Origin of the sequence: Anaeromyxobacter paludicola (genome assembly GCF_023169965.1) — a bacterium.
GTDB lineage: Bacteria > Myxococcota > Myxococcia > Myxococcales > Anaeromyxobacteraceae > Anaeromyxobacter_B > Anaeromyxobacter_B paludicola.
The window spans coordinates 1,555,614-1,576,570 of sequence record NZ_AP025592.1; the positions used below are offsets into that span (position 1 = coordinate 1,555,614).

The 20,957-nt window shown below is 72.8% G+C and carries 23 protein-coding genes; 4 read left to right on the top strand and 19 right to left on the bottom strand.

The window, feature by feature from the left end; translation table 11 throughout:
• The first annotated feature begins 42 nt into the window (after positions 1 to 42).
• From AMPC_RS07295 to AMPC_RS07305, 3 genes are all read left to right on the top strand, one after another.
• Complete coding sequence (locus tag AMPC_RS07295) at positions 43 to 402, top strand: hypothetical protein (RefSeq protein ID WP_248345489.1); 360 nt, start codon at positions 43 to 45, stop codon at positions 400 to 402.
• Positions 403 to 564: 162 nt separating this feature from the next.
• Positions 565 to 1,725 carry a S1C family serine protease gene (locus AMPC_RS07300; RefSeq protein ID WP_248345490.1) on the top strand — a complete coding sequence of 387 codons (1,161 nt, stop codon included), beginning with the start codon at positions 565 to 567 and terminating at the stop codon, positions 1,723 to 1,725.
• Positions 1,726 to 1,894: 169 nt separating this feature from the next.
• Positions 1,895 to 2,182: a hypothetical protein gene (locus tag AMPC_RS07305; protein WP_248345491.1), complete on the top strand. Its 288-nt coding sequence runs from the start codon at positions 1,895 to 1,897 to the stop codon at positions 2,180 to 2,182.
• 73 nt (positions 2,183 to 2,255) lie between these two features.
• On the opposite strand, the gene AMPC_RS07310 is transcribed toward AMPC_RS07305, so the two are convergent.
• Positions 2,256 to 3,017 carry an RNA methyltransferase gene (locus AMPC_RS07310; protein ID WP_248345492.1) on the bottom strand — a complete coding sequence of 254 codons (762 nt, stop codon included), beginning with the start codon at positions 3,015 to 3,017 and terminating at the stop codon, positions 2,256 to 2,258.
• Between the two features lie 74 nt (positions 3,018 to 3,091).
• Here AMPC_RS07310 and AMPC_RS07315 point away from each other — a divergent pair, with 74 nt between their 5' ends.
• Positions 3,092 to 4,051, top strand: a complete 960-nt coding sequence (locus tag AMPC_RS07315) for a phosphoribosylaminoimidazolesuccinocarboxamide synthase (protein ID WP_248345493.1) — start codon at positions 3,092 to 3,094, stop codon at positions 4,049 to 4,051.
• Between the two features lie 93 nt (positions 4,052 to 4,144).
• On the opposite strand, the gene AMPC_RS07320 is transcribed toward AMPC_RS07315, so the two are convergent.
• From AMPC_RS07320 to xseB, 18 genes are all read right to left on the bottom strand, one after another.
• Positions 4,145 to 4,441 (bottom strand): hypothetical protein, encoded by a 297-nt coding sequence (locus AMPC_RS07320; protein ID WP_248345494.1) that lies wholly within the window; start codon positions 4,439 to 4,441, stop codon positions 4,145 to 4,147.
• Positions 4,438 to 5,754 carry an adenylosuccinate lyase gene (purB, locus tag AMPC_RS07325; protein ID WP_248345495.1) on the bottom strand — a complete coding sequence of 439 codons (1,317 nt, stop codon included), beginning with the start codon at positions 5,752 to 5,754 and terminating at the stop codon, positions 4,438 to 4,440. Before purB ends, AMPC_RS07320 begins: the two co-directional genes overlap by 4 nt.
• A 73-nt stretch (positions 5,755 to 5,827) precedes the next feature.
• Complete coding sequence (dut, locus tag AMPC_RS07330) at positions 5,828 to 6,271, bottom strand: dUTP diphosphatase (protein WP_248345496.1); 444 nt, start codon at positions 6,269 to 6,271, stop codon at positions 5,828 to 5,830.
• 97 nt (positions 6,272 to 6,368) lie between these two features.
• Entirely contained in the window at positions 6,369 to 8,537 is a 2,169-nt protein-coding gene (gene pnp / locus AMPC_RS07335; protein ID WP_248345497.1) for a polyribonucleotide nucleotidyltransferase, read from the bottom strand.
• A 187-nt stretch (positions 8,538 to 8,724) separates the two neighbouring features.
• Positions 8,725 to 8,994, bottom strand: coding sequence for a 30S ribosomal protein S15 (gene rpsO / locus AMPC_RS07340; protein WP_248345498.1), 270 nt, complete (start codon positions 8,992 to 8,994; stop codon positions 8,725 to 8,727).
• 115 nt (positions 8,995 to 9,109) lie between these two features.
• Complete coding sequence (gene truB / locus AMPC_RS07345; RefSeq protein WP_248345499.1) at positions 9,110 to 10,012, bottom strand: tRNA pseudouridine(55) synthase TruB; 903 nt, start codon at positions 10,010 to 10,012, stop codon at positions 9,110 to 9,112.
• An 8-nt stretch (positions 10,013 to 10,020) separates the two neighbouring features.
• Positions 10,021 to 10,386, bottom strand: coding sequence for a 30S ribosome-binding factor RbfA (gene rbfA, locus AMPC_RS07350; RefSeq protein WP_248345500.1), 366 nt, complete (start codon positions 10,384 to 10,386; stop codon positions 10,021 to 10,023).
• Positions 10,383 to 10,766: a DUF503 domain-containing protein gene (locus AMPC_RS07355; protein ID WP_248345501.1), complete on the bottom strand. Its 384-nt coding sequence runs from the start codon at positions 10,764 to 10,766 to the stop codon at positions 10,383 to 10,385. Before AMPC_RS07355 ends, rbfA begins: the two co-directional genes overlap by 4 nt.
• A 40-nt stretch (positions 10,767 to 10,806) precedes the next feature.
• Positions 10,807 to 13,557, bottom strand: coding sequence for a translation initiation factor IF-2 (gene infB, locus AMPC_RS07360; protein WP_248345502.1), 2,751 nt, complete (start codon positions 13,555 to 13,557; stop codon positions 10,807 to 10,809).
• 11 nt (positions 13,558 to 13,568) lie between these two features.
• Positions 13,569 to 13,871, bottom strand: a complete 303-nt coding sequence (locus AMPC_RS07365) for a YlxR family protein (RefSeq protein ID WP_248345503.1) — start codon at positions 13,869 to 13,871, stop codon at positions 13,569 to 13,571.
• The gene (gene nusA / locus AMPC_RS07370) at positions 13,843 to 15,498 is read right to left on the bottom strand and encodes a transcription termination factor NusA (RefSeq protein WP_248346275.1); all 1,656 of its coding nucleotides are present in this window, start codon (positions 15,496 to 15,498) and stop codon (positions 13,843 to 13,845) included. Before nusA ends, AMPC_RS07365 begins: the two co-directional genes overlap by 29 nt.
• 5 nt (positions 15,499 to 15,503) lie before the next feature.
• Positions 15,504 to 16,025, bottom strand: coding sequence for a ribosome maturation factor RimP (locus AMPC_RS07375; protein WP_248345504.1), 522 nt, complete (start codon positions 16,023 to 16,025; stop codon positions 15,504 to 15,506).
• A gap of 217 nt (positions 16,026 to 16,242) precedes the next feature.
• Positions 16,243 to 16,758: an OmpA family protein gene (locus tag AMPC_RS07380; protein ID WP_248345505.1), complete on the bottom strand. Its 516-nt coding sequence runs from the start codon at positions 16,756 to 16,758 to the stop codon at positions 16,243 to 16,245.
• Positions 16,759 to 16,841: 83 nt separating this feature from the next.
• Complete coding sequence (locus AMPC_RS07385; protein ID WP_248345506.1) at positions 16,842 to 17,462, bottom strand: transglutaminase-like domain-containing protein; 621 nt, start codon at positions 17,460 to 17,462, stop codon at positions 16,842 to 16,844.
• Positions 17,459 to 18,208 (bottom strand): TlyA family RNA methyltransferase, encoded by a 750-nt coding sequence (locus tag AMPC_RS07390; RefSeq protein WP_248345507.1) that lies wholly within the window; start codon positions 18,206 to 18,208, stop codon positions 17,459 to 17,461. The genes AMPC_RS07385 and AMPC_RS07390 overlap by 4 nt, the downstream gene beginning before the upstream one ends.
• On the bottom strand, positions 18,205 to 20,115 hold the full coding sequence (gene dxs / locus AMPC_RS07395; RefSeq protein ID WP_248345508.1) for a 1-deoxy-D-xylulose-5-phosphate synthase: 1,911 nt from the start codon (positions 20,113 to 20,115) through the stop codon (positions 18,205 to 18,207). The genes AMPC_RS07390 and dxs overlap by 4 nt, the downstream gene beginning before the upstream one ends.
• Before the next feature lie 132 nt (positions 20,116 to 20,247).
• Positions 20,248 to 20,646, bottom strand: a complete 399-nt coding sequence (locus AMPC_RS07400) for a response regulator transcription factor (RefSeq protein ID WP_248345509.1) — start codon at positions 20,644 to 20,646, stop codon at positions 20,248 to 20,250.
• Positions 20,647 to 20,660: 14 nt separating this feature from the next.
• On the bottom strand, positions 20,661 to 20,942 hold the full coding sequence (gene xseB, locus AMPC_RS07405) for an exodeoxyribonuclease VII small subunit (RefSeq protein ID WP_248345510.1): 282 nt from the start codon (positions 20,940 to 20,942) through the stop codon (positions 20,661 to 20,663).
• Positions 20,943 to 20,957 lie beyond the last annotated feature (15 nt).

The following is a 20,957-nucleotide window of genomic DNA, read 5'->3' on the forward strand; positions in this document are numbered from 1 at the left end:
GAAAACTCGACCGCCCCGGGCGCTCGTGCCACCCTCCCCCGCATGCTCGCGCTCCTGAAGTGGCTCCTCGTCCTCGGCACCCTGGCGGCGCTCTTCGCGCTCGTCCCGGTGGACGGGAAGACGCTGCTCGAGCGCGCGGGAGCGCTCCACGCGCCCCAGGCGCACGCGCACGCGCGGGGCCACGCCCGCCCCGCCCCGGCGCCCGACGAGGCCGACGAGGAGGAGCCCAGCCCGGCGCCGCCCCGCCGGGAGCCGCCGGCGAAGCCCGCCCCCTCCCCGGCGTCGCCCTCCCCTGCGCGCCGCTCCGCCTCCGCCGCCCGGCCGAGCCCGCTCCCCCACGAGCAGCACAGCGCCTCCGACCACGCCGCGCTCGATCGCCTGGTGACCGAGCGGGCGCGCTAGCGATCTCCGCGGCGGCGCCATGCCCGGCGCCCGGCCCCCGGGCGGCCGCCAGCCGGGAGCCTTCACGGCTCCGCGCGGCGGCGCCGGCGCTCGGTTGTGCCCGGCCGCGGCCGCGCGCACCTTCTCACCGGGGATCGCCCTCGCGATCCCGCAGGAGGTGGGATGGTGCTCGGGGCGCTCCTCTTCGCGCTGGCGCTCGCGGCCGAGCCGCCGGCCGGCGCGGCCCCGCCGGAGGAGCCGCTCTTCAGCGAGCTCCACGGGGCCGCCCCGCGACCCCCCATCCCCGACCTGACCCGGCTCGTGAAGGCGGCCATGCCCGCGGTGGTGAGCGTCATCACCACCGCCCCGCCGGAGGCGCCCAAGGGCGGCGGGCCGGGCCAGGGCGCGCCCGAGGACCTCTTCGACCGGTACCACGACGGCGCGCCGAAGAAGGGGCTCGGCACCGGCTTCGTCATCCACCGCGACGGCTGGATCCTCACCAACGCGCACGTGGTGGAGGGCGCCGCGCAGGTGGAGGTGGACCTCGGCGAGGACGGCCAGCGCGTGCCGGCCCGGATCGTCGGCGCCGACGGGCCCACCGACGTGGCGCTCCTCAAGGTGGAGGTGCCGGAGCCGCTGCCGGTGGTGCCCCTCGGCGACTCCGACCGGGTGGAGATCGCCGAGTGGGCGCTGGTGCTCGGGAACCCCTTCGGCCTGAGCCACTCGGTGACCTTCGGGATCGTGAGCCACACCGGGCGGGACGACGTGTCGCCGGCCGGCCGCGAGGGCTTCTACGACTTCATCCAGACCGACGCCTCCATCAACCCCGGCAACTCCGGCGGCCCGGTCCTCAACCTGCGCGGGGAGGTGGTGGGCATCGCCACCGCCGTGAACGCCACCGGCCAGGGCATCGGCTTCGCCGTCCCCATCAACATGGCGAAGGAGATCCTGGGGCAGCTCCGCGCGCAGGGGAAGGTGGTGCGGAGCTGGCTCGGGGTCTCGGTGCGCGAGGTGTCGCGCGACCTCGCCCGGGCGGCGGGCCTGGGCGCCGAGCGGGGGGTGATGGTGACGAGCGTGGCCGAGGGCGGGCCGGGGGCGCGGGCCGGGCTGCGCGTGGGCGACGTCATCACCGGCTTCGGCGGGCGGGCGGTGCGCAACGCGGCGCGGCTGCGCTGGCAGGTGGCCACCGCGGGCGTGGGGCGGCGCGTGGCGCTCACCATCCGGCGCGGGAGGGACGAGGAGCGGGCGCTCGCCGTGCAGCTCACCCCGGCGCCGCCCGGCGAGGAGCGGGTCGCCGGAGCCAGGGCGCCGTCCCCGGGGCAGGAGGCCTCCGGCGGCGACTGAGGGTCCGCGCAGGTCGGTCCCTCTCTCCAGGGTTGCCATTCGGCACGCGCTCGGGTGGGCGCCCTTGGGGCGCCGACCCTCTCTCCAGGGTTGCCATTCGGCACGCGCTCGGGTTATCTAGCCGCCGCTGCGCCGCCTCAGGCGCGCGGTCAACCAACGAGTTCGAGAGATGGCCGAGACCAAGACCAAGAAGAAGGCGCCCGCGCCCAAGGGCGGCGGCAAGAAGGCCTGCAAGATCGAGGGCTGCAAGCGGGCCTACCGCGCCAAGGGGTTCTGCTTCTTCCACTACGACCAGTGGCGCCGCGGCGAGCTGGAGAAGTTCCCCGGCCGCTACGACACCTGCAGCAAGGAAGGCTGCAAGAAGAAGGTCGTCGAGCACGGGCTCTGCCAGGAGCACTTCGACGCCTGGAAGAAGAGCCGCAAGGGCGCCAAGGCGGCCGAGGCCGCCGCGAGCTAGCCTCACCCCTCGCCAGCCCCGCAGCGCACGAACCCTCCCCCGCCAGCCGGGGCGAGGGTTTTCGTGTTCCGGCTCAGGGCGCGCGCAGGCGGCGCTCGACCGACTTCACCGCCGCCGCGAGCAGCTCCACCTCGCGCTGCGTGGGCTCGGCGCGCGCGAGCAGGCGGCGCAGGTCGGCCAGGATCTGCGTCGGGTTCTGCGGGTTGAGGTAGCCCGTCGCCGACAGGAGCGCCTCGAGCCGGCCGAAGAGCGCCTCGACGGTGGCGTGGCGCGCCGGCTCGGCCGGCGGCGGCGCGGCGAGCGGCGCCGAGGCGGCCTGCGAGAGCTCGTAGGAGAGCACCGCGACCGCCTGCGCCAGGTTCATCGAGTCGTAGGCCGGGCTCGTGGGGATGGTGCAGGCGGCCTGGCAGAGCTCGAGCTCCTCGTCGGAGAGCCCGCGGCGCTCCTCGCCGAAGAGGACCGCCACCGGCCCGGCCTCGCTGCGGCGGGCGACCTCGGCGGCGAGCTCGCGCGGGGTGAGCCGCGGCCGGCCCTCGAGCGCGCGGGAGGTGGTCCCGCAGACCCAGGTCGCCCCGGCGAGCGCCGCGCGGGCGTCGGGCGCGATCTCGGCCGCGTCGAGCAGGTCGCTCGCCCGCCGGGCGAGCACCCGGGCGCGGGCGAGCACGTCCTCGCGCCCGGTCGCCGCCCCCCCGCTCCGCGCGGGTCCGCTCCAGGAGGGCGGAGCCACGATCGCCAGGCGGGAGAGCCCGAAGTTCTTCATCGCCCGCGCCGCGGCGCCGATGTTGTCGGCGCTGGAGGGGCGATGCAGGACGAGGACGACGCGATCCGGGCGCATGGGCCGACAGTACCTCAAGGGGCTGGGAGATGGCGCTTCCCCTGCCGCGCCGGCCTCGTTAGCATGCCTCCCCCATGATCACCGAACCGCGCATCCGGGCCCAGCTGGCCCACACCCTCCGTGAATTCGACGCCCCCGCCCTCGGCACGCTCTACCGGGGCAAGGTCCGCGACAACTACTCGCAGGACGGCCGGATCGTGATGGTCACCACCGACCGCGTGAGCGCCTTCGACCACGTGCTCGGCACGATCCCGTTCAAGGGCGAGGTGCTCTCCCGCCTGACGCTCTTCTGGTTCGACAAGGTGAAGGACATCGCCCCGACCCACGTCCTCTCCTCGCCCGACCCGAGCGTCATGGTGGTGAAGCGGGCGCAGGCGCTGCCGGTCGAGATCGTGATCCGCGGCTACATCACCGGCTCGCTCTGGCGCGACTACCAGGCCGGCAAGGCCGGCGCCTACGGCATCGACTGGCCGGCGGGGCTCACCCGCGACCAGCGGCTCGCCGCGCCCATCATCACCCCGTCCACCAAGGCCGAGTACGGCAAGCACGACGAGCCCATCAGCGAGGCCGAGATCCTGCGGCAGGGGCTCGTCCCGAAGGACGTCTGGACCGAGGCGACCGCCGTGGCCCACCGGCTCTTCGCGCGCGGCCAGGAGTGGGCGCACCAGCGCGGGCTCATCCTCGTGGACACCAAGTACGAGATGGGGATCGCCGACGGGAAGCTGGTGGTCATCGACGAGATCCACACCCCCGACAGCTCCCGCTACTGGGTCGAGGCCTCCTACGCCGAGCGGTTCGCGCGCGGCGAGGAGCCGGAGATGCTCGACAAGGAGAACATCCGGCAGTGGCTCATCAAGGAGCACGGCTTCTCCGGCCAGGGCAAGCCGCCGCCGCTCTCCGACGACGTCCGGGTGATGCTGGCGCAGAAGTACATGGAGGCGTACGAGCGGCTCACCGGCGAGACGTTCGAGTCGGAGCCCGGCAGCGTGGACGCCCGCATCCGCAAGAACCTGGCGGCGGCGGGGCTGCTCTAGGGCGCCGCGCGATCGCGCCGCCTCCCTCCCCCTCCCGCGCGACGCGGGAGCGGGGGAGGGGCGCTCGCGGCCGGCGGCCCGGCGAGCCGGGCGCTACGCCCCGGGCTTCGCCGAGAGCCCGTGCACGCCGTGCGGATCGTGGCAGCTGTTGCACGCCATGTTCGCGCCCGGGTCGTTCGGCTGGAGCGTGCCGTGGGCCGCCGGGTGGCAGCTCCGGCAGACCGTCACCACCTCGGCCCGCAGCCGGGGCTCGCCCGCGACGTGACAGCTGGCGCACCCCGGCGCCTCCGGCGGCGCGCCCGAGCCGCCCTGGGCCCCCGCGCCGCCGTGGGCGCAGGCGGCGAGCAGCGCCAGCGCCGCCGCCATCGCGGCTCCCGCGCCGCGGCTCATCGACCGAACACTCGCTGGAAGATCGTGTCCACGTGCTGGAGATGGTAGTCGAGCGCGAAGCAGGCGTCGATCTCGGCCTCGTCGAGCGCGCGCCGGACGTCCGGGTCCTTCTTGAGCGCCGACCGGAAGTCGATCCTGTCCTCCCAGACCTTCATCGCGTTGCGCTGGACGTAGACGTACCCCTCCTGCCGCGCCACCCCCTTCCCGACCAGGGCGAGCAGCACGCGCTGGGCCTCGTAGAGCCCGCCCGTGAGGTCGAGGTTCTCCTTCATCCGCTCCGGGTAGACGCGCAGGTTCTCGATCATGCCGGCGAACCGGTGCAGGGCGAAGTCGAGCGCGAGGGTGGCGTCGGGGCCGATGACCCGCTCCACCGAGGAGTGGCTGATGTCGCGCTCGTGCCAGAGCGCCACGTCCTCGAGCGCCGCCAGCGCGTAGGAGCGGAGCAGGCGGGCGAGGCCGGTGAGGTTCTCGGAGAGGATGGGGTTCCGCTTGTGCGGCATCGCCGAGGAGCCCTTCTGGCCGGCGGTGAACGGCTCCTCCGCCTCGCGGACCTCCGTGCGCTGCAGGTGGCGCACCTCGGTGGCCTGCTGCTCGAGCGTACCGCCGCAGAGCGCGAGGGCGCAGAAGAGCTCCGCGTGCCGGTCGCGGTTCACCACCTGCGTGGCCGCCCCCTCGCCGCCCTCGAGGCCGAGCCGCTCCATCACGAAGCCCTCGACCCGGGGATCGACGTTGGCGAAGGTCCCGACCGCGCCGGAGATCTTGCCCACCGCGACGGTGCGGCCAGCCCGCGCCAGCGCCTCGCGCCGGCGCCCCCAGGCGTCGTACCAGCCGGCGAGCTTGAGCCCGAAGGTGATGGGCTCGGCGTGGATGCCGTGGCTGCGGCCGATCATCGGGGTGAGCTTGTGCTCGAAGGCGCGGCGCTTCACCGCCGCCATCACCCGGTCCAGGCCGGCGAGGAGCAGGCCCGTCGCCTCGCGGAGCTGCACCGCGAGGGTGGTGTCGAGGACGTCGGAGCTGGTCATCCCCTTGTGCAGGTGGCGCGCGGCCGGGCCGCCGAGCTCCTCCACGTAGGTGAGGAAGGCGATGACGTCGTGCTTGACCGTCTTCTCGATCTCCTCGATCCGCGCCACGTCGGCCGGGCCGAACTGGAAGCCCTGGAAGCGCTGCTGGAGCGCGCCGAAGTCCTCGGGCGGCACCTGGCCCAGGCGGACCATCGCCTCGCAGGCGGCGAGCTCGACGTCGAGCCAGATCCGGTAGCGCCGCTCAGGCGACCAGACGGCCGCCATCTCGGGACGGGTGTAACGCGGGATCATCGGTCCTCCTCGGCCCCTCGGGCCCTGGCGCCCCGGGCGTGCGGGGCGCGGTGAACTTAGCAGATGGCGCGGGTCAGCGGCCGGTCGAGCCGAAGCCGCCGGCGCCCCGGTCCGAGCCCGCGAGCGCGTCGGCGAGCTCGAGCTCGGCCCGGACCACCGGGGCCACGACGAGCTGGGCGATCCGCTCCCCGCGCCGGACCTCGAACGGCGCCTGGCCCCAGTTCACCAGGATGACGCCCACCTCGCCGCGGTAGTCGCTGTCGATGGTGCCCGGGGCGTTGACCATGCCGACGCCGTGCTTCAGCGCGAGCCCGGAGCGCGGGCGCACCTGGCCCTCGTAGCCGGCGGGGAGCTCGAGCCGGAGCCCGGTGGGCACGAGCCGCCGCTCCCCCGGCGCGAGGAGGCAGGCCTCGTCGGCGCGGAGGTCGAGGCCGGCGGAGCCCGCCGTCTGGTACGAGGGCAGCTCGAGCGGCTCGCCCCGGCCGGCGACGCGCTGGATCTTCACGGTGACGCTCATTCGGTCCTCTGGTCCGGCGGGGGCCGGATCGAAAGCGCCGCGCCAGGGCGGACCCGGGCGCGGCGCGCAAGCTCAGGGGCGGCGGGGCCGCCCTCCCCTACTTGACCTCGGGCTTGGCCTCGGCCTTCGGCTCGCCGTCCTTCTTGGCGGCGTCGGCGAGGGCCTCCTTGCGCGAGAGCCGGATCTTGCCGGCGCGGTCGACGGAGACGACCTTCACCATCACCTCCTCGCCCTCGGAGAGGACGTCGGAGACGCTCTTCACGCGCTTGTCGGAGAGCTCGGAGATGTGGATGAGGCCGTCGGTGCCCGGGAAGAGCTCCACGAAGGCGCCGAACTCCACGATCTTGCGCACGGTGCCGAGGTAGGTCTTGCCCACCTCCGCCTCCTGGGTGAGGTCCTTGATGCGCTTGATGGCGGCGGCGACGCGCTCCTGGTCGGAGCTCGCCACCGAGACCGTGCCGTCGTCCTCGACGTTGATGGCGCAGCCGGTGGTGGCGACGATCTCCTTGATGACCTTGCCGCCGGGCCCGATGACGTCCTTGATGCGCTCGGGGCGGATCTTCAGGGTGGTGATGCGGGGCGCGTAGGCGGACACGTCGCCGCGCGGCGCCGTGAGGGCCTTGGCCATCTCGCCGAGGATGTGCTTGCGGCCCTGGGCGGCCTGGGCGAGCGCGCGCTCCAGGATCTCGCGGGTCACGCCCCCGATCTTGATGTCCATCTGGATCGAGGTGATGCCGGCCTCGGTGCCGCAGACCTTGAAGTCCATGTCGCCGAGGTGGTCCTCGTCGCCGAGGATGTCGGAGAGGATGGCGATCTTCGCGCCCTCCTTGATGAGGCCCATGGCGATGCCGGCCACCGGGGCCTTGATGGGCACGCCGGCGTCCATCAGCGAGAGGCAGCCGCCGCAGACCGACGCCATCGAGGACGAGCCGTTCGACTCCATGATGTCGGAGACGATGCGGACCGTGTAGGGGAACTTCGCGCTGTCCGGCATCACCTGGCGCAGGGCGCGCTCGGCGAGGGCGCCGTGGCCGATCTCGCGCCGGCCGGGGCCGCGCAGGAACTTGGCCTCGCCGACCGAGAACGGCGGGAAGTTGTAGTGCAGCATGAACTTCTTGAAGCTCATGCCGGTGAGCTGCTCGACGCGCTGCTCGTCCTCGGCGGTGCCGAGGGTGGTGGCGACGAGCGCCTGGGTCTCGCCGCGGGTGAAGAGGGCCGAGCCGTGCACGCGCGGGAGCAGGCCGACCTCGCAGGTGATCTTGCGGATGTCGGTCTCGCCGCGGCCACCGATGCGACGCTTCTCATCGGTGATCATCTTGCGCATGTACTCGTACTTCACGTCCTCGTAGTAGCCCTTGATCTCCTTCTCGCGCTGGGCGAGCGCGGCCAGCCTGGCGGCGTCGCCGGCGGCCTCGGCCTTGAAGGCCTCCATCATCTCCTTCTTGATCTCGGAGAGGCGGCCGTAGCGGTCGTGCTTCTCGTTGCGGGAGTAGGCCTCCTTCACCTTCTCCCAGGTGAGGGACTTCACCTTCTCCTTGAGCGCCTCGTCGGCCTTGGGCGCCTCGAAGGCGCGCTTCACGCCGCCACCGACGGCGGCCTTGCCGAGCGCCTCCTGGGCGTCGAGCAGCTCCTTCACGGCCGCCTGGCCGAAGAGGAGCGCGTCCACCATGGTCTTCTCGTCCACCTCGTGGGCGCCGCCCTCGACCATCACGATGGCGTCGCGCGAGGCGGCCAGCACGATGTCCATGTCGCACTCGCCGCGCTGGGCGAGGGTGGGGTTGGCGACGAACTGGCCGTTGATGCGGCCGACGCGGACGCCGGCGATGGGGCCGTTGAAGGGGACGTTCGAGACCTGGAGCGCCGCCGAGGCGCCGGTCAGCGCCAGCACGTCGGTGTCGTTCTCCTGGTCGAAGGAGACGACGGTGGCGATGATCTGGGTCTCGTTGGCGTAGCCCTCGGGGAAGAGGGGGCGGCAGGAGCGGTCGATGATGCGGGAGACCAGCGTCTCGCGCTCGGTGAGCCGGCCCTCGCGGCGGAAGAAGCTGCCCGGGATCTTGCCCGCGGCGAAGAGCTTCTCCTGGTAGTCCACGGTGAGCGGGAAGAAGTCGATGCCCTCCTTCTTCTCCTTCGCCGAGACCACGGTCACGAGGACGATCGAGTCGCCGCAGCGGACCCAGACCGCGCCGTCGGCCTGCTTGGCGACCTTGCCGGTCTCGAGCAGGATCTCCTTCGCGCCGCACTGCACCTTCTGCTGGATGGGAGTCATGTACACCTCTTCAAGCGGGTTGACCGGCGCTCGCGCCGGGCGGCGGCGCCCGCGAGGTGCTTCAGTTCCTGACTGCAGCGCCCCTCCGGCGAGAGGCGATCCAATCGGAAACGGAAGCTCCTCCCTGAGGCGCCGCCTGGATGCGACAGCGCCCCGGCCTTGCGAGCCGGGGCGCCGTGGCCTTCGACTACTTGCGGATGCCGAGGCTGTCGATCAGCGCCTTGTAGCGGTTCTGGTCGACGGTGCGGAGGTAGTCGAGGAGCCGGCGCCGCTGGCCGACCAGCTTCAGCAGGCCGCGGCGGCTGTGGTGGTCCTTCTTGTGGGTCTTGAAGTGCTCGGTCAGGTAGGTGATCCGCTCGGTGAGCAGGGCGACCTGGACCTCGGGGGACCCGGTGTCGCTGTCGTGACGGCGGAACTTCTGGACGAGCTCGGACTTCTTCTCCTGGACCAACGCCATAGATGCTTCCTTTCGGGTGACCGCCAGGACCGTCGCTGGGGCGAAGGCGCGCGCCACGGGCGACAGTGCGGGCGGGAGTGAGGGGTGTGTTACTAAGCGATCCGGGGGCTTGCCGTCAATTCGTTCCTTGGAGCACCCGCACCGGCTTGAGCCTCCCGCCGGACGGCTCGCACACCGCCAGCACCTCGCCCCCCGGTCCCAGCGCCACCGAGTACCCCGGAGGCACCTCCGGCAAAGGGAGGAGGCGACCGTGGCGCAGATCGCGCGCCTCCCCCTCGGAGAGCCGGACGGCCGGCAGGAAGCCGAGCGCCGCCTCGAGCGGCACCAGCCGGGCGGCGAGGGCGGCGGGGGTCTCGCGCCCGAGCCGCTCCGCCTCCTCGAGGGGGATGGACTGCTCGAGCCGGAACGGGCCGGCCGCGGTGCGCCGCAGCGCGGCGAGGTGCGCCGGCAGCCCGAGCGCGCGGCCGAGATCGACCGCCAGGGTGCGGACGTAGGTGCCCTTCCCGCAGGCGACCCGGAGGCGGGCCATCGCCCGCCCCTCCCGCGGCGGCTCGAACCCGAGGAGCTCGAGGGCGTCCACGCGGACGGTGCGCGGCTCGCGCGCGACCTCCTCGCCCCGGCGGGCCGACTCGTGGAGCCGGCGCCCGTCCACCCGGACCGCGGAGTACATCGGCGGCACCTGGCGGAGCTCGCCGACGAAGGCCGGCAGCGCGGCGCGCACCCGGGCCTCGTCGAGGCCGGCGGGGTCGCGCACCTCGACCAGCTCGCCCTCGGCGTCCTCGGTGGTGGTGGAGGCGCCGAAGGCGACCAGGGCCTCGTAGGCCTTGTCGCCCTCCATGAGGAAGCGCTGCAGCTTGACCGCCTCGCCGAGGCAGACCCCCAGCACGCCGGTGGCCGCCGGGTCGAGGGTGCCGGTGTGACCGGCCTTCTCGCGCCCGAAGAGGCGCGACACCCGGCGCACCACGTCGAAGCTCGTGGGGCCGGCGGGCTTGTCGACGACGAGGACGCCGGTGGTCACGGGCGCGCCTACTTCTTCCAGCCTTCCTTCTCGGAGACTTCCCGGAGGAGCCGGTCGATCTTGTCCCCCTCCTCGATGCTCTCGTCGTACGAGAAGCGGAGGTTCGGGACGAGGCGCAGCTTGAGGTTCCGCGCCACCTCGCGCTTGAGGTAGCCGGCGGCGGCGGCGAGGCCGGCCATGGTCTGCTTCTTCACCGGCTCGTCGCCGTGGACGGAGACGTAGACGGTGCAGTCGCGCAGGTCGGGCGACATCTTGGCGCCGGTGACGGTGATGAAGCCGCCGATGCGCGGGTCCTTGAGTCCCCGCGCGATGAGCGCCGAGACCTCCCGCTGGACGTCGTGGGCCACGCGGGCCGGGCGGTCGTGGGTGCTCATGGGTTCTCGTCCTTGTCCCAGTCCTCTTCCATGGCCTCGGCCTCCGCCTCGGCCAGGGTCCGCGCGCCGCCCTGCCCCAGCGAATCGCCGTAGCTCGCGATCTCGAGGACCCGATCGATGATCTGCACCTGCCCGCCGTGCATGGAGCCGACGAAGTCGGCCACCTTGTCGAGGGTCTCGTTCACGAAGGCGTGGTCGTTGCCGACGGCGGCGACGCCGACCACGCTGCGCTGCCAGAGGTCGTTGTCCCCGACCTCCGCCACCGACACGTTGAACCTGGCCTTCACCCGGTCGATGGCCGAGCGGAGGAGGTGGCGCTTGGACTTCAGCGAGCCGGGCTCGGGCAGGTAGAGCGTCAGCCGCAGGATGCCCACGAACATGACGCCCTACCTCTCTCTCGCGCCGGCCGCCGGCGGCCGGCTACTCCAGAGACTGCCGGATCTGCTCGAGCTCGTAGGCGTCCACCACGTCGCCCGGCTTCAGGTCGGTGAAGCCCTCGATGCCGATGCCGCACTCGAAGCCCTGGGCCACTTCCTTCACGTCGTCCTTGAAGCGGCGGAGCGTCGCGATCTTGCCCTGGAACACCACCTTGCGCTCGCGCACGATGCGGACGTGGGCGGAGCGCTTGATGACGCCCTCGGTGACCGCGGAGCCGGCGATGGTGCCCGCCTTCGGGATGCTGAAGAGCTGGCGGACCTCGGCCTTGCCGAGCGGCTTCTCCTTGATGATGGGCTCGAGCAGGTCCTCCATCTCGGTGCGGATGGCGTCCACCGCCTCGTAGATGATCGAGAACTGCAGGATCTTCACGCCCTGCTGGCTCGCGATCTGCTCCACCTTGGTCTCGGGCTTGGTGTTGAAGCCCACGATGACCGCCTTGCCGGCGGCCGCGGTGAGGACGTCGGACTCGGTGATGGCGCCGACGGCCGAGGTGAGGATCTTCACCCCCACCTTCTTGCCGGCCAGCTTCTGGAGCGCCTGCGAGACCGCCTCGGCCGAGCCCTGGACGTCGGCCTTGACGACGACGTTGAGCTCCTTCTGGCCGCCCGGCTTCGACTTCGCGAACAGGTCCTCGAGGGTGGCGCGCTTGACCGAGCCGAGCTCCTTCTGGCGGGCCTTCTCGGCGCGGTGCGCGGCGACCTCCTTGGCCGCCTTCTCGTCCTCGACGATGTTGAACTCGTCGCCGGCGACGGGGACGCCGGAGAGGCCGAGCACCTCCACCGGGTAGCCCGGCGGGACCTCCTTCACCTGCTCGCCGCGCTCGTTCATCATCGCGCGGACGCGGCCGTAGTGGATGCCGGTGACGATGGCGTCGCCGACCCGGAGGGTGCCCTCCTCGACGAGGACCGTGGCCACCGGGCCCCGGCCCTTCTCGAGCTTGGCCTCGATGACGTGGCCGGCGGCCAGCGTCTCGGGGTTCGACTTGAGGTCGAGCACCTCGGCCTGCAGCGCGATGTACTCGAGCAGCTCCGGCACGCCCTGCTTGGTGCGGGCGGAGACCGGCAGCATGATGGTCTCGCCGCCCCACTGCTCGGGGACGAGCTTGTACTCGGTGAGCTGCTGCATGACGCGCTCGGGAGTGGCGCCCGGCTTGTCGATCTTGTTGATGGCGACGAGGATCGTCACCCCGGCGGCCTGGGCGTGCTTGATGGCCTCGGCGGTCTGCGGCATGACGCCGTCGTCGGCCGCCACCACCAGCACCACGAGGTCGGTGACCTTGGCGCCGCGCTCGCGCATCGCCGTGAAGGCCTCGTGGCCCGGCGTGTCGAGGAAGGTGATGGGCCCCTTCGGCGTCTGCACCGAGTAGGCGCCGATGTGCTGGGTGATGCCGCCCGCCTCGCCGGCGGCCACGTCGGCCTGGCGGATGGCGTCGAGGAGCGAGGTCTTGCCGTGGTCCACGTGGCCCATGACGGTCACGACCGGCGGCCGGTTGACGAGCTTCGACTCGTCCACCTCGACCTCGGGGATGAACTCCTCCACCTCGAAGCCCTTCTTCTCGACGGTGAAGCCGAAGTCGGTCGCCAGCAGCGCCGCCGTGTCGGCGTCGATGAGCTGGTTGATGGTGGCCATCGTCCCGAGCTGCATCAGCTTCCGGATGAGGTCGGAGGCCTTGACGCCCATGGACTGGGAGAGCTCGGAGACCGAGATGGACTCCTCCACGCGGATGACCTTCTTGTGCTCGGCACGCTCGGTCACCTGCGTCTTCGCTCCCTTCTTGGTGGGCTTCTTCTTCTTGCCGCGGATCGGAACGTAGGCCCGGTCGCTGATGGCGGCCTGCAGGAGCTCCTTGCCCGAGAGCGCCTGCTGGGTCTCCGAGGCCGGGCGCCCGCCGCCGCGGCCGCGGCGCTTCGACACGTCGATGATCTCGCGCTCGCGCCCGAGCATGCCCGGGACGACCTTGAACTCGCGGACCTCGCCGAGGGCGCGCGGCCCGGGGGCGGCGGGGTAGCTCTGCCGCGACGACGAGGGCGGCGTGACGCGCCGGACCGGCACGAGGGGCCGGTTGATGACCACCGCCTGCGTGGAGGTGGGGCGGAGCGTGCGCGGATCGACGGGCGGCGCCGCGGGCGGCTTGGGGGCCGGCGGGGTGGTGGACGGCGTCTGCGAGGAAGCGGCCATGGGCTGGGCGGGGCGCTGCGTCACGCCGGCCGGGGTGGCCGGGGGCGGCGCAGCGACGGGGCTGGCCGAAGGGGTGGCCTGGACCGGGGCCGCGGCCGGCGCGGGCTGCGGCGCCGGCGCGCCCGAGGGGGCGGCCTGGGGCTGCGGCGCCGGGGCGGCCGACGCGGCCGCGGCGGGCGGCTGATCGACCGGCGCGGCGGCGGGAGCCGGCGGCGCGACGGGGGACGCCTCGGGCGCCTCCTCGATCGGCTCCGGCGCGGGCTGCGGCTGGGGAGCGGGGGCGGCCACCGGCGGCGGGGGCGCGACCACGTCGGCGCGGGCGTGCTTGCGCACGACGAAGCCCGGGCCGGCGTGACGGACCGGCGCCGGCTTCGGCTTGCGCTCTCCCACGATCCGCTCGAACGCCGTGGAGGCCTGATCGTCCTCGAGCGAGGACGAGTGGCTCTTCACGTCGTACCCGAGCGCGTGGAGCTTCTCGACGAGCTCATGGTTCGAGAGCTCGATCCCCTGCTCCTCGAGCTGCTTCTTGAGCTCGTGTACCCGCTTCTTCGACATGAACCCGTCTCCTAATCCTTACGCCAACTTCCCGTCAACTGTCCGCGGAGCAGGTCGCCGTCGACGACCACTGCCCGCCGGAAGGCCCGCCCGAACGCCTTCCGCTTCAGCGCCCGCTCCAGGCACGCCGGGGCGGGGTGCAACCAGGCGCCCCGCCCCCCCGAGCGCCGGCGGTCGATCGCGACCGCCTCCCCCGCCACCACCAGCCGGACCAGCTCCGCGCTGGGGGCCTTGCCACCGCACCCGACGCAGGTGCGCTCGGGGCGGACCGCCCCGGCGCCCCCGCTAGATGGGGCTCTTGGCCCGCTCCGCATCGAGCTCGGCCCGGAGCCGGGCCTCCTCCTCGAGGTACACGCCCACGGCGTGCTTGATCTGCCGCGCCTTCTTGACGCCGAGGGCGGTGGACTCGGCCAGCCGCATCACGTCGGCCTCGTTGTGGATGGCCTCGACCGTCCCGTAGCCGGCGCCCTTGAGCTGCTCGATGGTCTTCTCGCCCACCCCGCGCACGCGGGCGAGCCGCTCGTCCTGGGTGAGCGTGTCCGGGTGGCGGCGGGCCTCGGCGAGGCGCGCCTGCTCCCGCTCGGTCTCGAGCCGGATCTCCTCCTCGGCGTCCACCACGGCCTGGGCGCGGGCCCGCTTCTGCAGGTCCGGGATCATGTCCATGGTGAAGCCGGGGAACTGGGTCAGCATCTCCGGCGAGGCGCTCGCGATCTCCTGCGCCTTCCGGAAGCCGTGGGCGTACAGCATCTCCTGGGTCTGCTCGGGGATGCCGATGGCCGTGAAGCTCTGGATGGCGAACTCGTGCATCTCCTTCACGCGCGACTCGCTGTTGATGTCGAGCTTCCACCCGGTGAGCTGGGAGGCGAGGCGCACGTTCTGGCCGCGGCGGCCGATGGCCAGCGAGAGCTGGTCGTCGGGGACGATGATCTCCATGGCCCGGTTCTGCTCGTCGAGGAGCACGCGCGAGACCTCGGCCGGCGCCAGCGCGTTGCAGACGAAGCGGGCCGGGTCCTCGTGCCAGGGCACGATGTCGATCTTCTCGCCGCGCAGCTCCTGCACCACCGCCTGGACGCGGCTGCCCTTCATGCCGACGCAGGCGCCGACCGGGTCCACGTCGCTGTTGCGCGAGCTGACCGCGATCTTGGCGCGGCCGCCCGGCTCGCGGGCGGCGGCCTCGATGACCACCTCGCCCTCGGCGATCTCGGGGACCTCCATCTCGAAGAGCTTGCGGAGCAGGTCCACCGAGGCGCGGGAGAGGATGATCTGCGGCCCCTTCGACTCGCGCAGCACGTCGAGCACCCAGGCCTGGAGCCGGTCGCCGGCGCGGTAGCTCTCGCGCGGCACCTGCTCGCGGACCGGCAGCACCGCCTCGGCCCGGCCGAGGTCCACGATGACGTTGCCGCGCTCGAAGCGGCGGACGATGCCGGTGATGACCTCGCCCTTGCGGTCCTTGTACTCGTTGAAGATGAGCTCGCGCTCGGCGTTGCGCGTGCCCTGGATCATCACCTGCTTGGCGGTCTGGGCGGCGATGCGGCCGAAGCTGCGGCGGTAGGTCTTGAGCTTGAGGAGGTCGCCCCACTGCTCGTCCTGGGCGCGCGCCTCCACCTCGTCCTCGGGCCGGTAGTAGATCGGGAAGTCGAGCTCGTCGCCCGCCTCCACCTCGATGCCCTTCTCCCGCGCCACGCTCACCGGGATCATGTTCACCGGGTCGGCGATGGGGCTCTCCTCGGTCGCGTCCGGGACGATGGTCAGGACCTGGAACAGGTCGATCTGGCCCTTCTCCTCGTCGTAGTGCGCCTTGAGGGCCCGCTCGACGCCGAAGTGCTTCTTGGCGGCCTGCGAGATCGCCTCCTCGAGGATCTGGATCAGGACGGGGCGCTCGATGCCCTTGTCCTTCGCGACCTGGTCGAGGATCAGGTTGAGGTTCACGTTCGGCTGCATCACGTCTACTCCTTCTTGTGCAGGTCGGCCTCGAAGTCGTACTCGAGGTTGGCCTTCGCGATCTTCTCGTGCGGGATCCGGTGGAGCTGTCCGTCCACGTCCACCTCGACCATCCCGTCGCGGAAGCCGCGCAGCGTTCCGGTCCAGTTCTTCCGGGGCCCGACGCCGGGGGCGGCCGGCGCGGTCTCCACCGGCCCGTAGGTCTTCACGTGCACGCGCTCGCCGGCGAAGCGCTCGAAGTCCTTCGGCTTCCGCAGCGGCCGGTTCACCCCGGGCGAGGAGACCTCGAGCGCGTAGGCCGGCTCGATGACGTCCTCGACGTCGAGGATGGGCTCCACGGTCCGGGACGCGGCCTGGCAGTCGTCGATGGTGACGCCGCCCGCCTTGTCGATGTAGAGGCGCAGGACCCAGGCGCCGCCCTCGCGCTGCCACTCCACCTCGACGAGCTCGTAGCCGTCGGCCTCGAGCACGGGCTCGACGACGCGGCGGACCTGCTCGACGGTGGACTCGGAGCCGATGGCGGACATGTTTCCAGAAAAAGAAAAAAGTGGGCGCTGCCGCTGCCCACTTTCGTAACCGGGCGAGGCCCGGGGCGAAAATGTGCGGTGTAGGTAACAAATACACGCCGCCCGGTCAAGGAATGCCGGATTGCGCCTCCGGGGGAGCCCGGGCGCGGCGGCACCGCCGGTCACGGCCGGTCCGGGGCCGGCCGGCGGGCGCCGGCGACCCCCGTCCCCGCGACGGCTAGAGCCGGACCTGCACCTCGTAGCGCCGGTTCCTCGCCTTCTTGGCGGGCGTGTCGTCGGGCTTCACCAGCGGCCGCTCCGACCCGACCCCGACGGCGGTGATGTCGCCGGACGGAACGCCCTTCGCGGCGAGCTCCTTCTTCATCCGCTCGGCGCGGCGCTGCGACAGCTCCCGGTTATGGGCGGCGCTGCCCGAGGTGTCGGTGTGGCCGGACACCTCGAACTTGAAGTTCTCGACCCCGGCCGACTGCAGCCGCCTCTTCGCGTCCACGAGCGCGCTGGCGAGCCGCTTCGCCTTGGGGTCGCAGCCGGGGGCGAGCTCGTCGGAGTCGGTCTTGAACGAGCACTGGTTCTTCCGGCTCTCGGCGAGCAGCCGCTTGTTGAGCTCCTTCTCCAGCTTCCCGACGGCCGCGCCGCCGACCGCCTTCTTGCCGAGCTCCCAGGCGGTCTGGGCGCGGGAGGTGGCGGGGATCGCGGCGAGGGCGAGCAGGGCGGCGAGGGCGAGGCGGGTCATGGGGGGTCTCCTGGATCGGCGCGGAAGGGCCGGAGAAGTCTAGCGACCGCCGCGGGCGCCCTGGAGGGGACCCGAAGGGGGGATCAGCTCCGGGCCGGCTCCGGCGGGACCGGGTGATCCGGGAGGTGCGCCACCACGTCCGACACGCTGCCGGGGGCGCGCAGCGCGGCGATCACCTCGGGGAGTGGCTCGGCCCAGACCGAGCGCGAGTCCCACTCGCCCGGCCCGGTCGCGGCGTAGGCGAGCCGCTCGTGGGGCGGGTCGAACCGGGCGTCGAGCCAGAGCTTGTTGCCCCGCGGGTCGAGCCGGTACCAGCCCACGCCCGGCAGGTCCACCGCGGCGAGGCCGTGGAGCGAGAAGGTGCCGTTCCGGTTGGCGAGCCGCTGGTAGCTGAAGCCGGCCTTGAGCCCGCTGGCCCGCAGGAGGGCCACGAGGAGGTGGCTCTTCGCGAAGCAGAGGCCGGTGCCGGCGGCGAGCACCTCGGAGGCGGCGCAGGTCACCTGCTCGTCGCCGGCGTCCACGCTGTGCCGGAGCCGGTCGCGCACGTGCTCGAAGCAGCGGCGCGCCACCTCCACCGGGCCGGCGGCGCCGGCGGCGAGCTCGCGCGCCAGGGCGAGGACGGCGGGCGCGTGCCAGTCCACCACCGGCGTGGCGCGCAGGTAGGCGCTGCCCTCCCCCTCCCCGGCCGGCGGCGCGCCGCTCACGGCCGCCCCGCGAGCCGCAGGCCGAGCAGCCACTCGCGGTTCCCGGCGGGGCCCTCGATGGGCGACTCGGCGTGGCCGAGCACCTCGAACCCGAGCGCCCCGGCCGCGGCGGCCACCGCCTCGAGCGCCTCGCGCCGCTTCGCCTCGTCGCGCACCACGCCGCCCTTCCCCACCTCGCCCTTGCCGACCTCGAACTGCGGCTTCACGAGCAGGATGGCCTCCCCGCCGTCGGCCAGGATCGCGCGCACGGCGGGCAGCACGAGCTTGAGCGAGATGAACGAGAGGTCGCCCACCGCCAGGTCCACCCGCTCGCCGAGCGCCTCCGCGGTGAGGTGCCGCGCGTTCTCGCGCTCGCGCACCACCACCCGGGGATCGTTGCGGACCTTCGGGTGAAGCTGGCCGTAGCCCACGTCCACGGCGTACACCTTGCGGGCGCCGCGCTGCAGGAGCAAGTCGGTGAAGCCGCCGGTGGAGGCCCCGAGGTCGGCGCAGACCTTGCCGCGCGGGTCCACCGGGAACGCCGCGAGCCCCTTCTCCAGCTTGAGCGCGCCGCGCGAGACGTACCGCTGCGGCGCGGCGTCGCCCTTGATCCGGAGCGGCAGGTCCGGGTCCACCAGCGCGCCGGGCTTGTCCACCCGGGCCTCGCCCGCGACCACCGCGCCCGCCATCACCAGGGCCTGGGCCCGGGTCCGGGACTCGGCGAGCCCGCGCTCCACCAGCAGGAGGTCGATGCGCTGCTTCTTCACGCGACGGTGCGCTTCGCCCGGTCGCCGAGGAGGGCGCGGCAGGCGCGCGCCACGCCCTGCGCGTCGAGGCCGTACGCGGCGCGCTGCTTGCCGGCGTCGCCGTGGGTGACGAACTCGTCGGGCAGGCCGAGCCGGGTGACCTGGAGCCCGGGCAGGAGCTTCGCGCGCTCGAACGCCTCGAGGCAGGCGGCGCCGAAGCCGCCCTCGAGGCAGCCCTCCTCCAGGGTGACCACGCGCTTCGCGGTCCGGGCGAGCCCGCAGAGCAGCTCCTCGTCGAGCGGCTTCACGAAGCGGGCGTCCACCACCGCGACCGAGATCCCCTCCGCCTCGAGCTCGTCGGCGGCGGTGAGGGCGGCGGCGAGGGGGGTGCCGATCGAGGCCACGAGCACGTCGGGCCGGGCCCCGCCCTGCCGGACCACCCGCCCCTTGCCGAGCGGGAGCACCTTCGGCGCCGGATCGAGCTGCACGCCGACCCCGGAGCCGCGCGGGAAGCGGAAGGCGGCGGGGCCGTCGTGGGCGAGGGCGGTGGCGAGCATGTGGCGCAGCTCGTTCTCGTCCGACGGCGCCATCACCACGAGGTTCGGGACGCAGCGCAGGTAGGCGAGGTCGAACGCGCCCTGGTGCGTCTTGCCGTCCGCGCCCACCAGGCCGCCGCGGTCGAGGGCGAAGGTGACCGGCAGCTTCTGCAGCGCCACGTCGTGGATGATCTGGTCGTAGGCCCGCTGCAGGAAGGTGGAGTAGATGGCGACCACGGGCCGGACGCCCTCGCAGGCGAGCCCGGCGGCGAAGGTCACCGCGTGCTGCTCGGCGATGCCGACGTCGTAGGTGCGCTCCGGGAACCGGTGCTTCGCCTTGATGAGCCCGGTCCCCTCGAGCATGGCGGCGGTGATGGCGACCACCCGCTTGTCCTGCTCCATCTGCTCGCAGAGCGCCTCGGCGAACAGGTCGGTGTAGGCCTTCACGGCCGGCTTCTTGGCCACGCTCTTGCCGGTGGCGATGTCGAAGAAGGAGAGGCCGTGGCCGCGGGTGGCGGCGTCGCTCTCGGCCGGGCGGTAGCCCTTGCCCTTCATGGTGACGGCGTGCACCAGCACCGGGCCGTCGCAGGTGAGGAGCTTCTTGAAGGTCTCGACCAGCCCCACCACGTCGTGCCCGTCCACCGGCCCGACGTACTGGAACCCGAGCCCCTCGAAGAGGATGCCCGGGGTGACGAGCGCCTTGGTCGCGTTGATGGCGTGGCGGATGACCTTGATGGCCTCCGGCCCCTTCGGCACCACCGTGAGGACGTCCTTCACGGTGCGGCGCCAGCGGTTGAAGGTGCGCGAGGCGAACTTCTTCGAGAACCACTCCGAGAGCGCGCCCACGTTGGGCGAGATCGACATCTCGTTGTCGTTGAGCACGACGAGCAGGTCGCGCCCGAGGTAGCCGGCCTGGTTGAGCCCCTCGAACGCCACGCCGCCGGTGAGGGCGCCGTCACCGACGAGGGCGACCACCTTGCCGGCCTGCCCGTTCATGCGGCGCGCCTCGAGGATGCCGAGGCCGGCGCTGATGGCGGTGGAGGCGTGGCCCACGCCGAAGGCGTCGTGGGGCGACTCGTGCCGCTCCGGGAAGCCGGCCAGCCCGCCCTCGGTGCGGATGGTCTGGAACGCCTCGCGGCGGCCGGTGAGGAGCTTGTGCGCGTAGGCCTGGTGGCCGACGTCGAACACGATGCTGTCCACCGGGGAGTTGAGGACGTAGTGGAGCGCCACGTTGAGCTCGACGGCGCCGAGCGACGCGCCGAGGTGGCCGCCGTTCCTGGCGCAGGTGGCGATGATCTCGTCGCGGATCTCCTGGCAGAGCCGGGGGAGGTCGGCGGGCTTGAGCCGCTTCAGGTCGAGCGGGGAGTCGATGCGATCGAGCAGGCGGGTCATGGGGTGCCCTCCGGATTCCGGGTCCCGCCGGGTCGGCGCGGGCCGCGAGGCACACCTTCTACCACGGGGTGCCTGGACATTTTCAATGCTCGTTGAAAACCGGGGCGTCCCGCCCCGCGTGGGCGCCGCGCGCTAGGCGGGGGTCGCGAGGCCGGCCGCCCGCTGGTCGAGGATCTCGCGGATGCGGGCGATGAGCCGGTCCATGTCGAGCGGCTTCGGGAAGTAGTCGATGGCCCCCGCCTCCATGCCGGCCCGCTCGTCCTCCACGCTCTTGCGGGCCGAGATGAAGATGACCGGGATGTCGGTGAAGCCGGCGTTCTTCTTGATGGCCCGGCAGAGCTCGAACCCGTCGATCCAGCTCATCATGACGTCGAGCAGGATCACGTCGGGCCGATCGACGTGCATGGCCGAGATGAGCCGCAGGCCGTTGGCGGCCTGGGACACCTCGAAGCCCTCCAGCTCCAGCGCGAGCGTGAGCATCTCGCGGGTGTCCCGGTCGTCGTCCACGATGATGACCTTGGGCCTGCTCATGGGAGCCTCGGTCGTCATCCGTTGCCCTTGCCCGCGGCCTCGAGCGGGACCGCCTCCTCCCCGCCGTCGGCGTTGCGCACCAGGACCTCCACCCGCCGCTCCGCCTCGTCGAGCTTGCGGCTCGCCTCGCGCGCCAGGCGGACGCCCTCGGCGAACTTCTCGATCGACGCCTCGAGCGGCAGGCTGCCGGACTCGAGCTCGCCCACCACCTGCTCGAGCCGCGCCACCAGCGCGTCGTACGCCTCGCCGGCCTGACTGTCGTCCTTCGCGTTCGGGCGTTCGCTGGTCGGGCTCAAGCTTCCTCCGGTTGC